The organism is Olsenella intestinalis, assembly GCF_023276655.1.
GTDB lineage: Bacteria > Actinomycetota > Coriobacteriia > Coriobacteriales > Atopobiaceae > Olsenella_J > Olsenella_J intestinalis.
This window is the reverse complement of sequence record NZ_JALGRK010000002.1, coordinates 673,666-690,010: the sequence shown is the minus strand read 5'-3', so window position 1 is coordinate 690,010 and position 16,345 is coordinate 673,666. Positions and strand designations below refer to the sequence as shown.

The 16,345-nt window shown below is 69.6% G+C and carries 9 protein-coding genes; all 9 read left to right on the top strand.

Annotated elements, in window-relative coordinates; translation table 11 throughout:
* The first annotated feature begins 15 nt into the window (after window positions 1–15).
* The 9 genes from M5D76_RS07700 to M5D76_RS07660 all read left to right on the top strand — a co-directional run bounded on the left by M5D76_RS07700 (window position 16) and on the right by M5D76_RS07660 (window position 16,316).
* Window positions 16–3,273: a PD-(D/E)XK nuclease family protein gene (locus M5D76_RS07700; RefSeq protein WP_248922802.1), complete on the top strand. Its 3,258-nt coding sequence runs from the start codon at window positions 16–18 to the stop codon at window positions 3,271–3,273.
* Window positions 3,270–6,848, top strand: coding sequence for a UvrD-helicase domain-containing protein (locus M5D76_RS07695; RefSeq protein ID WP_248922801.1), 3,579 nt, complete (start codon window positions 3,270–3,272; stop codon window positions 6,846–6,848). Before M5D76_RS07700 ends, M5D76_RS07695 begins: the two co-directional genes overlap by 4 nt.
* A 211-nt stretch (window positions 6,849–7,059) precedes the next feature.
* Complete coding sequence (gene dnaE / locus M5D76_RS07690; RefSeq protein WP_248922800.1) at window positions 7,060–10,965, top strand: DNA polymerase III subunit alpha; 3,906 nt, start codon at window positions 7,060–7,062, stop codon at window positions 10,963–10,965.
* A gap of 130 nt (window positions 10,966–11,095) precedes the next feature.
* Complete coding sequence (locus M5D76_RS07685; RefSeq protein WP_248922799.1) at window positions 11,096–11,476, top strand: desulfoferrodoxin family protein; 381 nt, start codon at window positions 11,096–11,098, stop codon at window positions 11,474–11,476.
* A gap of 93 nt (window positions 11,477–11,569) precedes the next feature.
* The gene (locus M5D76_RS07680) at window positions 11,570–13,498 is read left to right on the top strand and encodes an NAD(+) synthetase (RefSeq protein WP_248922798.1); all 1,929 of its coding nucleotides are present in this window, start codon (window positions 11,570–11,572) and stop codon (window positions 13,496–13,498) included.
* Between the two features lie 83 nt (window positions 13,499–13,581).
* Window positions 13,582–14,214, top strand: coding sequence for a crossover junction endodeoxyribonuclease RuvC (gene ruvC, locus M5D76_RS07675; protein WP_346348408.1), 633 nt, complete (start codon window positions 13,582–13,584; stop codon window positions 14,212–14,214).
* Window positions 14,211–14,837: a Holliday junction branch migration protein RuvA gene (ruvA, locus tag M5D76_RS07670; RefSeq protein ID WP_248922797.1), complete on the top strand. Its 627-nt coding sequence runs from the start codon at window positions 14,211–14,213 to the stop codon at window positions 14,835–14,837. The genes ruvC and ruvA overlap by 4 nt, the downstream gene beginning before the upstream one ends.
* Window positions 14,837–15,895, top strand: a complete 1,059-nt coding sequence (gene ruvB, locus M5D76_RS07665) for a Holliday junction branch migration DNA helicase RuvB (protein WP_248922796.1) — start codon at window positions 14,837–14,839, stop codon at window positions 15,893–15,895. Before ruvA ends, ruvB begins: the two co-directional genes overlap by 1 nt.
* A gap of 25 nt (window positions 15,896–15,920) precedes the next feature.
* Window positions 15,921–16,316, top strand: coding sequence for a hypothetical protein (locus M5D76_RS07660; RefSeq protein ID WP_248922795.1), 396 nt, complete (start codon window positions 15,921–15,923; stop codon window positions 16,314–16,316).
* Window positions 16,317–16,345 lie beyond the last annotated feature (29 nt).

The following is a 16,345-nucleotide window of genomic DNA, read 5'->3' as shown; positions in this document are numbered from 1 at the left end:
TCGACAAGGAGCCACATGTCCCTCAACGTCATGTATTCGTCAAACGACCGCCTGATCTGCGACTCGGCGCAGGGGGTCGTGCGCGGCGCGCTCGACGAGCACGGCTCCGCGCTCGTCCTCGTCCCGGACTTCCGCACGCAGCTCGTCGCCTCGCGCGAGCTCGCCGCAGCCGGCCTCGGCCTCGGCGTCCGCGTCGAGACGCCCGCATCCTGGGCCCGCGAGCGCTGGGACGTCTGGGGCGACGGCACGCGCGTGGTCTCGCCGGTCGCGCGCGACCTCGCGATCCGCTCCCTGCTCGCCTCCCAGGGCGACGCCTGCCCGCTTGACTCCAACCCCGGCACGGTGACCGTCATCTCGCGCCTCGCGCGCGAGGCGCTCCCGTGGCTCAAGGCCTCCCTCGACGCCCTCGATGCCGAGAAGAGCCCGGCCTCGGCCGCCCTGACCTCCGCCGAGCGCGAGGCCGTCCTTCTTGCGATCGCCTACGGAGAGTCCCTCCCGTCGCGCTCCCTCGTCGAGGAGTGCCAGGTCATGGACTCCGTCGTCGGCAGCATCGTCGAGGGCGGCGGAGCGCCATCGCTCGCACCGGTCGTGCTCGCGGGCTTCTCCGGGCTCTCGCGCGCCGAGCGCGAGCTCGTCTGCGACCTCGCCGCACAGGTCGAGGTGACGCTCGTCCGCCCGTGCGGCGACAGCCCCGTCTACGCCGAGATAGATCGCGCCGTCGATCTCCTCGAGGCCGCCTCTGCCTCGGACGGCGGCTTCGACCTCATGACCACCTGCATCGACGTTGGGATGCCCGACGACGGCCGCGACGCGGAGCTCTCGTCCCTGCTCTCGAGCCTCTTCAGGGTGTCGGGCGCGACCTCGGCCACCGGCGCCGTGTCGCTCCTCGAGCCGCTGGGTCCCCTCGCCGAGGCGGAGTGCGTCGCGCGCGAGGTCGAGCGCCTCGCATCCCTCGGCGACGAGTCCGTCGTCATCTCCTGCCCCGACGTCGCGCGCATGTGGCGCGAGCTTGCCCCCAAGCTCGCCGCCCGCGGCATCGCCGTGCGCGCCCAGGTCTTGGAGCCCGCCCTCGAGCTCGAGGCCGGCCGCGCCTTCATGCAGTTCGCCGACTCCGTGGCCTCGCTTTCCGCCCTCGCCGAGACCTGGCCCGAGCCCGAGCAGACCGAGGAGGGCACGCGCCTCGTCCTCGCCGACATGGACTGGTGGCCGCCCAAGCAGGTCGTCGACTTCCTCCTGAGCGACATCTCGCACGTGCCCACCTCCCGTGCCCTGCGCCTCGACGCCGCCTGGAGGGCAGACCGCCTGCTGACCCCGGCGGACGTCCTGTCCGAGCTCCAGAGCGAGCGCGCCACCTCGCGCGAGGTCGCCGCGGCCACGCGCGAGCTGCTCAAGGGCCGCCTCGGCTCGGCCGCCTCCAAGCTCGTCGCACCCTTCGCCGAGGGCGGGGAGCGCGAGGTGGAGGACCGCATCCAGAGCGAGCTTGACGACGAGGAGTTCCGCGAGGTCAGCCGCCCCGACGACCCGCTCTCCGACGCCCGCGCCACCGGCGCCCTCGGCGCCGTGCTGAGCGTCGCGTCGAGCCTGAAGGAGCAGGGCGTCGCCGCCGACCTCGAGCCCGGCAGCGCCGCGGCCCTGCGCGAGCTCGTCGACGCCGCCAGCTTCGCCCTCGACCGCCTGGGCGTCGTCGTCAGGCCCGAGGCTGCCGTGCCCGGCGCGCGCTGCACCGCCACCATCGCCTCCTTCGCCCAGGCCGCGCGCGAGCAGGCCCTCTCCTGCGACGCGGCGATCATCTGCGGCCAGACCTCGGTCGAGTCGCCCGTCGGCGGCACCGACGACGTCTGCGACTGCATCGTCGAGGCCCTCGGCATCGCCGACGCCCCCGACCCGCTCGAGTCCGCGCGTGGCACCTTCTACCGCCAGGTCGCGGCGGCCCGTCGCCACGTCAGCCTCGAGCGCACCCTCTTCAACTCCGAGGCCAAGGAGTGCTACCCCTCGGTCATGCTCTCCGAGCTCCTGTCCTGCTACGCCTCGCCCGAGGCCGACGACTCCTCGACGGGCCTTTCCGCCACGCGCCTCGGCGAGGTCGACGCCGCGGCCAACCTCACGGCCACGGGCCACGCGCCCGCCCTCGTCGAGCGCGACCACGCGTCCTCGGCGGGCGTCGTCAGCGGCCCCTCCCGCGCCCTCGTCAACGTCCCGCGCGAGGGCAGGCTCGACCTCGTGGACGGCAAGCCCATGCTCTCCGCCTCCCAGATCGAGACCTACCTCGACTGCCCCTACAAGTGGTTCAGCCTCCGCCGCCTGCGCCTGCAGGACGTCGACGCCGGCTTCGGCCCCATGGAGATGGGCACCTTCGCCCACCGCGTCCTCGAGGTGACCCACGCGACCATGCTCGCCGAGGCGCTCGCCGCGGCAGGACTGGACGAGAAGAGCGTGGATGACCCGCGGGTGCGCGTGCCTGGGTCACGCGTCGTCGAGGGCGACGACTCTGGCCTCGAGCGCGCCCGCAAGATCCTCGACGACGAGTTCGACCTGCACCTCCTGCACCAGACCATCCTCGAGGGGAAGAACAGACGCTACCAGGCCTTCGTCGCCCACGACGCCTCCCAGGAGGACCAGCTCGCCACCCTCAGGCGCGACCTCGAGAGCGTGCTCGACTACGAGGCCGGCCTCTTCCTCGGCTTCGAGCCCCGCCTCTTCGAGTGGGGCTTCGGCCGCCGCGGCGAGCTCGTCGAGTACGCCGGTGCCTGGATCAACGGCACCATCGACCGCGTGGACGTCGACGCGCACGGCAACGCCCTCGTCATCGACTACAAGCACAAGTCGTCGGCCGGCTTCATGCGCGAGTACGGCGCGATGTCGGCCGAGGGCGACTCCGGCGAGTTCGCCCTGCCGCGCCGCGTCCAGTCGCTCGTCTACGGACAGGTCGTCCGCAGGAGCCGCCCCGAGCTCTCGGTCAAGGCGTCCCTGTACCTGTCGACCAGGGGAGAGGAGCACACCCTTTCCGGCGCCGTCGACGCCAACCTCGCAGACAAGGTGTTCGGCTCGCACGAGCCCAGCTCCCGCGGCCTCGACGCCATGGCCGTCGGATCCGCCGACGCCTTCGGGTGCGAGGGCTCCCGCGGCATGGACGCGCTGCTCGACGCCACCGAGGAGCGCATCGCCGAGCAGGTCGAGAACATGGTCGCCGGCCGCATCGAGGCCAACCCCCGTGACGCCACCTCCTGCGCCTTCTGTCCTGTCATGAAATGCGAGAAGAGGATTTCCAAGTGAGCGGAATCACCCTAGAAGGCCTGAACCACGAGCAAAGGAAGATTGCCGAGACGCTCGACGCGCCCCTCTTCGTGCAGGCAGGCGCCGGCTCGGGCAAGACCTTCACACTCACGCGTCGCGTCGCGTGGGCGCTCTCCGACGGCTCGGGCGAGGGCGGCGCGCCCTTCCTCGAGAGCATGTCGCAGGTCCTGATCATCACCTTCACCAATGCCGCGGCCCGCGAGATCAAGGAGCGCGTCCGCTCCACCCTGCGTGACGCCGGCATGAACGAGCATGCCCTGCAGGTCGACTCCGCCTGGATCTCGACGATCCACGGCATGTGCAAGCGCATCATCGTCCGACACGCCCTCGACCTGGGCCTCGACCCCGACTTCTCGGTCGCCTCGACGAACCTCGAGTCCACGATCGAGACCACCGCGCTGCGCGAGGTCGTGGGCGCAGCCTACGACCGACGCGGCGAGAGCCCCGTCCTTGCCGGCCTCTTCGACGACTTCGGCTTCGGCGGCGTCGACGCCCGGGGCGCCTCGGGCGTCTGCGGCCTGGTCGTCGCCGTCATGGAGGCCGCCCACTCGACGGCCGGCGGTTACGCCGCCCTGCGCTTCCCGAAGGCCGCCGGCGTGCGCTCAGTCCTCTCGGGCGTCGCGAGCGACTACGGCAGCCTCCTGTCCCTCGAGTTGAAGGACGAGAACGCCGAGAAGGTCACCGCCGGGCTCGAGCGTCTCGACGCGCTCGCCGCCCTGCCGCCCTCCGCCCTCGACGCCCGCGAGGCCTTCGAGGTCGTCAACGGCCTCTGGCTGCCCGCCGCCCGCGGCGGCCACGCGACCGAGATCAAGGTCATCAAGCAGGACCTCTCCGAGGCGAAGGCGTCGCTCTCGCTTGCAGGCGTCGACGGCTACACCGACGTCCTTCTCGACTGCGCCAAGGAGGTGGAGGGGAGGATCGCGGAGCTCAAGCGCGCCTCGTCCGTGCTCGGAAACGACGACCTTATCGAGCTCGCCCTCAAGGCCGTGCGCGACGACCCGACCGTCGCGGCCGACTACGCCGGCCGCTTCCGCCTCGTCATGGTCGACGAGTTCCAGGACACCGACGACAAGCAGCACGAGCTCATCCGCCTGCTATCCGGCGAGGGTGCGCTGCGCCTCACGACGGTAGGCGACGTCCAGCAGTCGATCTACCGCTTCCGCGGCGCCGACGTCACCGTCATGAACCGCAGGGGCGAGAGCCTGCCCAAGGAGAGCCACGTCGAGCTCGCGGTCAACTACCGCAGCCACGGCGACGTGCTCGCCCTCGTCGACCGCGTCTGCGGGGGAGAGGGCGGCGTCCTCGACGGCTTCATGCACCTCGACGCCAACCCCAAGCGCACCGACTCCTACCAGGCGCGCGACCTGCCCCGCATCGACGTCGAGCTCACGCGCGGACCGTCCTCTGCCGGCGGACCCTCGAAGGCCCAGTGCGCCGTCGGCGCCGCGATGGTCGCCGACCGCCTCGCCGCCTACCGCGACCACGGCGAGAGCCCCTCGGGCATGGCGCTTCTGCTCGGCTCCTTCACGCACGCCTCCTACTACATCAACGCGCTCAGGTCCCGCGGCCTCGAGTGCGTCGTGAGCGGCGGCTCGACCTTCACGAGCGCGACCGAGGTCCACGTCGTTGCGGCACTCCTGCACGCCCTCGCCAACCCCAAGGACACGCGCTCCGGCCTCTTCCCGCTGCTCTCGAGCGAGATGTTCGGCCTCGACGCCAACGACTTCGTACAGCTCGGCACCCGTCGCCAGCGCACGCTCGACGCGCCGACCATGCGCACGATCGACCGCGGCCTCGAGACCCTCGAGCTCTTCGCGGGCGCCGAGCCGTCGCCGCGCCTGGCGCGCGCCCACGAGGTCATGGCGCGGGCGAGAAGCGCGATGCGCCGCATGCCCGTCGCCGACGTGTGCCTGCAGGCCATCCGCGAGTCCGGCTGGCTCTCGCGCCTCGAGCGCGACGCCGACGGCCGCGCCCGCGAGGCCAACGTGCTCGCCGCGATCTCCTACATCCGCGAGCTCACGCTCGACCTCTCGATCGGCCCGGCCCTCGCGGCCCAGGAGTTCGACCGCTGGCTCGAGGTCTCCAAGGTCTCACCCGCCTCGCTCGCAGGCGGCGCCGAGGGGCTCGTCCAGATCATGACCGTCCACGCCTCGAAGGGCCTCGAGTTCCCTGTGGTCGCGATCGCCGAGTGCTGGTCGTCGCGCTCGCGCTCGGAGAGCCTCGTCTCGGGCAAGGTAGGTAACGACTGCGTCTGCGTGCTGCGCCCGCCCTCGGCCCTCAGGCCAAAGGACTTCTCCAAGGTCGTCAAGGGCGCCGAGCCGTACGACCACCCGCGCGACGCCTTCGAGTGGCTCACCGCCCTGACCCAGGACGACGAGGCCGCCGACGCCGCGGAGCGCACGCGCCTCCTCTACGTCGCGCTCACCCGCGCCCGCGAGGCGCTCGTCGTGAGCTGCCCCCTCTGGTCCACGAAGGCCGGCGTCAGCGACTCGCTCTCGCTTTCCTTCGCGGAGAACCTCTTCGACGCGACCATCGACGCCGGCGAGCACCCCTTCTCCTTCGGGGGAGAAGAGCCTGGCCTCGTCCGCGCCATCGACGTCTCCCAGAGGACCGAGGCCGGCCGCAAGGTCTGGTCCGCCTCCACCGGCGGATCCATGGCCGAGCTCGAGGGCGACCTGCCTGCCGCAGAGGACGACATCGCCACGCTCGGCCACGCCGACGTCTCCGACGGCACCGACGCCAACGGCTATGCCGGCGCCGCACCCGAAGGGACCGCGTCCGACGATCCCGACGCCGGCGGCGAGTTCGATCTGTTCGAGGTCGAGGAGGACGTCCTCACGCCGCTGCTCTCCTCCTGGGGCTCGCGCGAGGGCACCTACAGCTACTCGAGCGCACACGCCGCCGTGGTTCGCGAGGCCCTTGAGCGCGGCGAGGCGCTGCCTGGCTCGGAGCGCCGACGTGCCCGCTCGCTTGCGAGCCCCGAGGTCCGCGAGGCCGAGCAGCAGGGCGCTCCCGTGACCGCCGACGCCGACCGCGCGACGGGCCTCGGCTCGGCCTTCCACGAGATCGCCCAGACGATGGTGGAGTCCAAGGCAGACGCGCCCGACCCCTCCCGCGTCGAGGCCATCGCGAGGCGCTGGCACCTCTCTCCGCGCGCGATGGCGAGGCTCGCCGACGCGCTCGACCGCTGGGCCCGCTCCAAGGTCCGCGAGCGCGCACTCGCCCACGACCACGTCCGCGCCGAGGTCCCGTTCTTCGCGAGCGCCCCGTCGCGCTTCGGCGACTCTGTCGAGGGCGCCATCGACCTGCTCGCGACCGACGACGGCTCCACCTCGGCCCTCGTCGTCGACTACAAGACCGGCGACCGCGACCTCACGGAGGACGAGATCTTCGCCAGCCACGAGATGCAGGCGAACTTCTACGCCTCCGTCCTCATGTCGCAGGGCTTCGAGAGCGTCGAGTGCTGCTTCGTCTGCGTCGAGCGCGAGGACGAGGCGGGGGAGCCCCTCGTCTGCTCCTACGCCTTCGACGCGGGGCACGCGCCTGCCATCTAGGCTGCGAGTTGTGTTCTTTTTTGCCCGCAGGCGCCTCTTTTGCGAGGCGGGAAGCTGCGCTTTTCTCGCCACGCTGGCGTTTTGGCAGGCAGGAGGTCACGAACAGGTGTTTGGTGTCGGGCGGGAGGCCTAGGTCCTTCCGCTATCATGTCCTGTGTCGTCCGTGGCGCGCGGGGCCGGTGCCTTCGCCGCGCCAGACAAAGGAGCTTTCATGGCATTCGTCCACCTTCACAACCACTCGTGCTTCTCGATCCTCGACGCCGCCACGCGCATCCCCGACATGGTGAAGCGCGCCGTCGAGTTCGAGATGCCCGCCGTCGCGCTGACCGACCACGGCTACATGTTCGGCATCCCCGAGCTCGACCTCGAGTGCCGCAAGTACAACGACGACCAGAAGAACATGAAGCAGTGGCGCCACGACGTCGAGTGCTTCCAGAAGGGGTGGGAGCTCGAGGAGCCCGAGGCCGACCCCGAGGGCGCGTCCTACTTCGACGCCGTCCATGCGCAGTGGGAGAGCGACTGCAGGGTGTGGGAGGAGAGCGGTCACGACCTCGAGGCCGTGCGCGCCAACCGCCCGCGCCTCAAGGTCAAGCCGATCTTCGGCTGCGAGGCCTACTTCATCACTGACGACTGCATCGAGCGCGGCACGCCGCAGCGCCGTTACCACCTGATCCTGCTCGCGAAGAACGAGACGGGCTACGTCAACCTCATCAAGTGCATGTCCAAGGCCGCCGGCCACGAGATGATGTACTACAAGCCCCGCACCACGCTGGACATGCTGAAGGAGTACCACGAGGGGCTCATCTGCCAGAGCGCCTGCGTCCAAGGCATCATCCAGCAGCGCATCCTCGACGGCCAGTTCGACGAGGCGTGCGAGTGGGCGCAGACCTTCAAGGACATCTTCGGCGACGACTTCTACATGGAGATCCAGGACCACGGGCTCAACTTCAGGAACGGCTTCGACGACCGCTCCCTCGACGAGAAGCTCGTGAACCTCGCCCACGAGCTCGACATCAAGGTCATCGCAACCAACGACTTCCATTACCTCGCCCGCGAGGACGCGCCGACCCAGGACATCCTCTCGTGCATCGGCAAGGCCACGACCCTCGACGACCCCAACCGCATGCGGATGGAAGGCACCGAGTTCTACATGAAGAGCGAGCAGGAGATGCGCGAGCTCTTCTCATGGTGTCCCGAGGCCTGCGACAACACCCTCGAGGTCGCCGAGAAGTGCGACTACGAGCTCGACTGGGACTCCATGTTCCTGCCCGAGTTCCCGGGTCTTCGCGAGGGCGAGACGGCCGACCAGCGCTTCCGCGAGGAGTGCGAGAAGGGCCTCGCCCGCCGCTACGGCGACGACTGGCGTAACGTCACGATCAGTGGCATCAACGTCGAGGAGCGCTACGAGCACGAGGCCGGCATCATCATCAACAAGGGCTTCGCCAACTACTTCCTCATCGTCCAGGACTACGTCCAGTGGGCGAAGGACCAGGGCATCGGCGTCGGACCGGGCCGTGGCTCCGCCGCAGGCGCAATCGTCGCGTACGCGATGAACATCACCAACTTCGACCCGCTCGAGAACAGCCTCATGTTCGAGCGATTCCTCTCGCCGCAGCGTACCGAGATGCCCGATATCGATATGGACTTCGACGACGAGCACCTCCAGGACGTCCTCGCGCACGTGCGCGAGCTCTACGGCGAGGACCGCGTCTGCAAGGTCATCACCTACTCGACCATCAAGGCCAAGCAGGCCATCAACGACGCCAACCGCGTCCTGGGCTTCCCGGTCTACAAGGGCCAGCAGCTCTCGAAGATGCTCTCCAACGACCCCAAGCTCGCTCTCGCGAACGCGCTCCACAAGAACGAGAAGAAGCCGGACCAGTACTCGCCCGACTTCGAGAACGCCTACAAGAGCGACCCCGAGGCGCGCCGCATCATCGACGCAGCCCTGGCCATCGAGGGCCTGACCCGCGGCGAGGGCGTCCACGCCTGCGCGACGCTGATCGCCCCGACGCCGGTCACCGACCACGTCCCGACCAAGCTCGACACCAAGGGCAACGTCACCATCACCCAGTACGAGGGCCACTCGGTCGCCGACATGGGCCTGCTCAAGATGGACTTCCTGGGCCTGAGAACCCTCACGGTCATCAACAAGGCCCTCGAGAACATCCGCAACGCCTATCCCAACGCCTCTGACATCGACGGCATGCCCGAGACGGTCAAGGCGGCCCTCAAGGACGGTGCCACCTGCGTCGACATCGACCCCGACAAGATCGACTTCTCCGACCCGAAGATCTACGAGCTCATGGGCAAGGGCCACACGGCCGGCGTCTTCCAGGTCGAGTCCGGCGGCATGACGGCAACCATCAAGAGCATGCAGCCGCGCGAGTACAAGCAGATCGTCGCACTCATCGCCCTCTACCGCCCGGGTCCCCTCGGCGCCGGCATGGTCACGAGCTACATCAACCGCATGAACGGTCGCGAGCCGATCAAGTTCTATGACGACCGCCTCTCCGACATCCTGGACGAGACCTACGGAACGATGGTCTACCAGGAGCAGGTCATGCAGATCTCGATGAAGATGTCGAACTTCTCGCCTGGCGAGTCCGACGGACGCATCCGAAAGCCGGTGGCCAAGAAGAAGATCAAGATGCTCACGAGCCAGATCTTCCACTGGGAGGGCAACGGCGCCGACGAGACCATCTACGACCACTGGATCAACGGCGCGGTCGAGAACGGCTACAAGAAGGAGGTCGCCCAGCAGATCTGGGAGGACGTCCTCGAGTTCGCGTCCTACGCGTTCAACAAGTCGCACTCGGCCGGCTATGCCATCCTGGTCATGCAGACCGCCTGGCTCAAAGCGCACTTCCCGAAGGAGTACATGGCCTCGGTCCTCACGTCCTACATGGGCAAGACCGAGAAGATCGTGCACTACGTCACCTCCTGCCGCCACGAGGGCATCAAGATCCTGCCGCCTGACGTCAACGAGTCCGGTAAGGACTTCACCGCGACCGCGGAGGGCATCCGCTTCGGCTTCGCCGGCATCCGCGGCGTGGGCGCCGCCGTCGGCGAGGCGATCATGGCCGAGCGCGAGAAGGGCGGCCCCTTCGCGAACCTGCACGACTTCTGCGAGCGCGTCGACGGCAGCCAGGCCAACCGCCGCGTCGTCGAGGCGCTCATCAAGTCGGGCGCCTTCGACTCCACGGGCTACACCCGCAAGCAGCTCATGGGATTTGTCGCCAAGGAGAACCCGGCCAACATCATCGACGCTGCCGCGCGCCGCCAGAAGGACAAGGCCAACGGACAGGTCTCGATGTTCGACATGTTCGCCGACGTCCAGGGCGCCGGCTTCGAGGACGACGTTCCCGAGCCCGACGGCGACGAGTGGGACCGTCACACGAAGCTCGCCCAGGAGCACGAGGTCCTCGGCATCTACGTCTCCGACCACCCGCTGCGCCCGTACGAGTACGCGCTGTCCAAGGCCCGCGACTACACGATCTCGGAGCTCATGGAGTCCGAGGAGGTCATCGACCCCGTCACGGGTGGCGCCACCACGCGCTACAAGGTGGAGGAGGGCCGCGAGATCCGCCTCGCCGGCATGGTCCCCACGGGCGGCGTCGCCAAGAAGGTCACCAAGAAGGGCGACCAGATGGCCATCGTGACCCTCGAGGACATGGAGGGCGAGATCACGCTCGTCGTCTTCCCGAAGACGTACAAGGAGTGCGCGCAGATCCTCCAGGGCGAGATCGATCCGACGACCGGCGAGCGCACGAGCGACGTGTTCATCAAGGTCCACGGCAAGCTCGAGCGAGGCGACCGCGGCGACCAGGTCATCACGAGCTCCATCGAGGCGATCGAGCTCTCCGAGGCCACCAACAAGCCCAAGGTCGTCGAGGTCTACCTGCCCTCGCGCATGCTCTCGATCGACAAGATGGAGCGCCTGCAGTCGATCTTCGTGCGCTACGCGGGCCTCGACCGCATCGAGCTCATGGTCGAGAGCAACGCCGGCGACATCATGCGCATGGAGCTTCCCGCCAAGGTCGACGCCAAGAACATGGTCATGCTCGCCGAGGTCGACGACTTCGTCGGCAGGGAGGGCTACGTTCAGGTCACCTAGGCGCCCCTCCGTCTCCCCGCCGCGTTGCATCGCTCGCCGCAAGGTGTGCCTGCGAGCGCGGGGACGTCCCCCGTTTGGGGGACAATGGCCTTGGCGGCGCCTGCCGCCAGACCAAGAGGAGAGGAGCACCATGTCCGACGTCATCTTCTATCGTTGCAACAAGTGCGGAAACCTCGTCTATGTCGTCAACCGCGGGACCTGCACCCCGCAGTGCTGCGGCGAGCCCATGGAGAGGCTTGAGGCGGGATCTGTCGACGCAGCCGCCGAGAAGCACGTGCCCGCCGTGACCCGCGAGGGCGACAAGCTCGTCGTCCGCGTCGGCGAGGTGGCGCACCCGATGCTCGAGGAGCACCACATCGAGTGGCTTGCCGTCTGCGCCGAGGGCAAGACCCTCATCAGGAGGCTCGACCCGACCGGTGCGCCGGAGGCCACCTTCTGCGGCGGCTTCGCCGAGCACGGCGAGGTCTATGCCTATTGCAACCTGCACGGCCTCTGGAAGGCCGAGTTCTAACAGACAAGCGAAGCGGCTTCACGGGGCTGTTTCGGGTCCCTCCGTCGGGTGCGTATCCCCAGAGGGACGCACGACACGGAGGGACCTTCTCTTATGAGAATCGGCGTCGCTCAGATCAACACGACCCCAGGCGACTTCGCCCAGATGGCGAGCCGCATCGTCTCGCTCTCCGAGACGGCTGCGTCGCAGGGGGTCGACCTGCTCTGCTTCCCCTCGACGGTCACCACCGGATCGCTCGTGCCGTTCGAGGCGTGCGCCACCGAGTTCGTCCTCGACGCCGTTGGCGCCCTCGCCGAGGCGGCGAAGTCAGTCGCCTGCCCCTGCCTGGTCCCGATTCCCACGCTGGAGCTGCTCGGCCGCATCGACTGCTGCGCGCTCCTGAGCGAGGGGCAGATGAGCGTCCATGACGCCGCCGGGCAGCTGATGTGGCCGGGCGACGTGGTCGAATCCTCCCGCGACGCGGGCGGACGCCCCGGCCCCGTCGTCGAGGCCCGCTCGAAGCGCGTCATGTTCGTCACGCAGCACGAGGGCCTCTTCGACTTCTCCCTCGGCCCCCGTGACGTGGACGTCGTGGTCTTCGCGCCGGCCCTCGGCACCGCCTTCGACGAGCCCGACTCGTTACTGGGCGTCGACCTCAGCCACACCGCGTATCCCTACCTCGCATCGGCGCTCGAGTCCTGGCTCGTCGTCGTCTCGCCGGTCGGCGGCTACGGCACGCAGGTCTTCCCGGGCGGAAGCTGCGTGCTCTCGCCGAGCGGCTCGGTGGTCGACTGTGCCCGCAGCCTCGACGAGGTCCTTCTCGTCACCGACCTGCTCGAGCCCGAGAGCCCCGAGGCGCCCCGCGAGCTGGCGAAGGGGGACCGCCACGCCTTCCTCTGGCAGCTGCTCGTCGCGGGCACCCGTGACTTCCTGCACAAGCAGGGGTGGCGCCACGCCGTGCTCGCCCTGGACGGCACGCTCTCCTCGATGGTGGCCGCCGCCATCGCGACCGACGCGCTCGGTCCCACCAACGTGCATGCCATCGTCGACGCTCCCGAGAGCGTCGAGCGCGAGGCCGCGTGCCAGCGCCTGGCGCGAAACCTCAGGATCGACTGCCGCGACGGCTCCGACCTCGCCGCGCTCCCGCCCGCGAAGGAGGCGTCCGACCTGCTGCTGCGCCGTGGCATCGTGGAGGCCTACCTCGCGTCCTGGGCCGCCGAGCTCGACGGCATGGTGCTCTCCTGCGCCGACAAGACCTCGCTCGCCCTGGGCGGCGCCCTCCACCCGGCCGCCGCGAGCCTCGCGCCCCTGGGCGACGTCCTGCTATCGGACGTGGTCGCCCTCGCCGCGCAGCGCAACACCGCCTCGCCGGTCATCCCCGACATCTCGCTTCCCGACGCCGAGAAGAGCCGCGCCCTCGGCCGAGGCCGCTTCCCGGCCCTCGCCGCCGCGCCGCTTCGCGAGGTTGAGGAGCTTGTCATGGAGCGCTACGAGGCCGGCTTCGAACCCAGCCGCTCCTACGAGGAGGTCGGCTTCGACCAGGAGCTCGTCCGCGAGGCCACGGTCGCCATGGACGAGGCGGAGTGCGCGCGCCTGAACGTGCCGCTCGTGCTCGCCACCTCGCAGTGGCCGGTCGACCGCGTCCTGCGTCCGATGCGCATGGCCTGGCATGCGTCGACCGCGGGGAGGGGAGAGCCGCTCCAGATCGACCCCGTCCGCTCCGAGTACGAGCCCGACCCCGTCGCCGACGAGCTCAGGCGCGCCCTTGGCCTCGACGACGAGGATGGCTCCGACGCCGATGGCGGCTATGGCGGACGCAGGCCCGGTCGACGCCTTCGCGACGTCGCCGAGGACGACATGCCCGCCGACGCGCGCGAGGCGCTCGCCTACCTTCGCGACTTCGCGGCCAGCGGCGCCTTCGACGCGTCGCTGCCCGATCCCGACGGCGGCCTTGGCTCCGATGCGCCTGCTGACATGGGCAACAACCTCACGATCAAGGACGCGGCCGGCAACCGCTGGCCCACGCCCTTCTCGGCCAACTAGGCCGCGGCCGCCCGGCCCTGTGCTACTATAGAACGGACGTTCGATTATCGGCGCGCATGCGCCACGGCAGCAGCGGAGGGCACGTGATCATCCTGGGCATCGACCCCGGCCTTGCGAACACGGGCTGGGGCATCGTCGAGACGCGCGGCAACGTGTGCCGCGCCCGCGCCTACGGCTGTGTCAGCACTTCTTCGCACGACCCCATCGACCAGCGGCTCGGCAAGATCTTCGACGAGGTCTCGTCGGTCATCTCGCGCTACGGGCCGACGCATCTCGCCATCGAGAAGATCTTCTTCGGAGAGAACACCCGCTCGGCCATCGCGACCGCCCATGCCCGCGGTGCCGCCATCGTGGCGTGCTCGGCCGGCGGGCTCGAGGTGGGGGAGTACACGCCGATGCAGATCAAGCAGGCCGTGGTGGGGACCGGATCGGCGGACAAGCGCCAGGTCATCTACATGGTGCGTAACGTCCTCGACCTCGACCACGACCCACGGCCCGACCACGCGGCCGACGCGCTCGCCGCAGCAGTCTGCCACGCCAACCTCTGCCGCACCCAGGGCATCGCCCGCAGGGTCGCGGCCGAGCAGGTGCGCGAGCAGGAGATCGCCCAGCGCGCCGTCGACGCCGAGGAGGCGCGCCAGGTCACGGCGGCCGCAACCGCGGCGAACGTTGCCCGCGGCGCACGCCGCGATAAGACGAGGAGGAACGCTTCGTGATTGTCCAGCTAACAGGCACCCTGCTCGAGGTGCTGCCCTCGAGCGTCGTGCTCGACGTGGGAGGCGTCGGCTACGAGCTCGGCGTGTCGACCACGACCGCGAGCGCCCTGCCCCCGTCGGGCACGCCCGCCGTCACCATCCTCACGCGCCTGGTCGTCCGCGAGGACGCCATGGACCTCTACGGCTTCTCGAGCCGAGAGGAGCGCGCGCTCTTCGACCGCCTCGTCGCGATCTCGGGCGTGGGCCCCAGGCTCGCGCTCGCGGTCCTGTCGACCTTCGCTCCCGCGAGCCTGGCCGCCGTCGTGGCGGCGCAGGACGTCTCGCGCATGTCGCAGGTGCCCGGCGTCGGCAAGAAGAAGGCCCAGCGCCTGCTCGTCGAGCTGGAGGGCGTGTTCCAGAAGGACGGCGAGCTGAGGGGCCTCGTCGGCCTCACGACGACCGAGGCCGCGCCTGCCACGGCGCCCGCGTCGGCAGTCGGCGCGGACGCGCTCGAGGCGCTCCTCTCGATGGGCTTCACCGAGCAGGAGGCCACGCTCGCCCTTGACGGGCACGAGCAGGCCGGTGCCACCACGATCGAGGCGGCGCTGTCGTTCGCCCTCAAGAACCTGGGAGGCGGTGCCTGATGTGGGAGGCTGACAAGGGAGACCTCTTCGAGGAGGACGCGCACGGCCCGCGCGGCGCGAGCCGCCCGGTCACGAGCTCGCTCACCTCGGACGACCTGGACGTGGAGCGCACGCTGCGCCCGAAGACCCTCGACGACTACTGCGGCCAGGAGCGCATCTGCGAGAACCTGCGGGTCCTCATCCAGGCCGCGCGCACGAGAAACGAGCCGCTCGACCATGTGATCTTCTCGGGACCCCCGGGACTTGGCAAGACCACGCTCGCCGGCGTCGTGGCCAACGAGATGGGCGCCAAGCTGCACACCACCTCCGGCCCCGCCATCGAGCGCACCGGAGACCTCGCCGCCATCCTCACCAACCTCGAGGAGGGCGACATCCTCTTCGTCGACGAGATCCACCGTCTCAACCACCAGGTGGAGGAGGTCCTGTATCCCGCGATGGAGGACTTCTTCCTCGACATCGTCATCGGCAAGGGCCCGGCGGCGCGCTCCATCAGGCTCGACATGCCGCGCTTCACGCTGGTGGGCGCCACCACCAGGACGGGCCTGCTGACGGGTCCGCTGCGCGACCGCTTCGGCATCTCGTACCGCCTCGACTACTACTCGATCGAGGAGCTCGCGCGCATCGTCGAGCGCTCGGCCAGGATCCTCGACGTCGAGATCGACGCCCAGGGTGCGGCCGAGATCGCCTCGAGGAGCCGCGGCACGCCGCGCCTCGCCAACCGCCTGCTCAAGCGCGTGCGCGACTACGCCCAGGTGAAGGCCGAGGGGCGCATCACGTGGGAGGTCGCATCGGAGGCGCTCACGTTCTTCGAGATCGACGAGATGGGCCTCGACTGGATGGACGTGAAGATCCTCACCGCGCTCACCAAGACGTTCCGCGGCCGGCCCGTGGGACTCACCACGATCGCTTCGGCCGTCGGGGAGGACCCCTCGTCGCTCGAGGACGTCTACGAGCCCTACCTCCTGCAGAGCGGGCTTATCATTAGGACGCCGCAGGGCCGCCAGGCGACGCAGCTCGCCTTCGAGCACCTCGGCGTGGTACCGCCCGCCAGCTCGTAGGCGCCAACACAGATTGGAGGCACGGATGCTCCAGCACGACTACATCCTCGAGGTCGTCGGCAAGTTCGTCGAGTCGGTCGCCGTCGCTCTCTTGGGCATCTTCAAGAGGAACGACTTCACCCACATCGGCGAGGCCGAGAAGGCCGTGGCCGAGCTGCTCGACCTCGACCCGGAGACCGCGATGGCGCTCTCGCCGGAGTCGCTCGTGACCATGATGCGGCTCTCGGGCGTCGGCGACACCGTCGCCGCCTACGCCGCCTACGCCCTGCGCAAGGTGGGGGAGGCCTACGAGCTCGAGGGAGACGCTGAGGTCGGCTCGCTCAGGATCGCGCAGGCCCGTGCCATCAGCGAGGCGTTCGGCGTGGAGGAGGGCGAGGTCCCGCCCGAGTTCGCCGAGCTCGAGAGGGAGCTCGCGCGCTAGGCGCCGCGCGGGGCGAGGGGCAGGCTCTT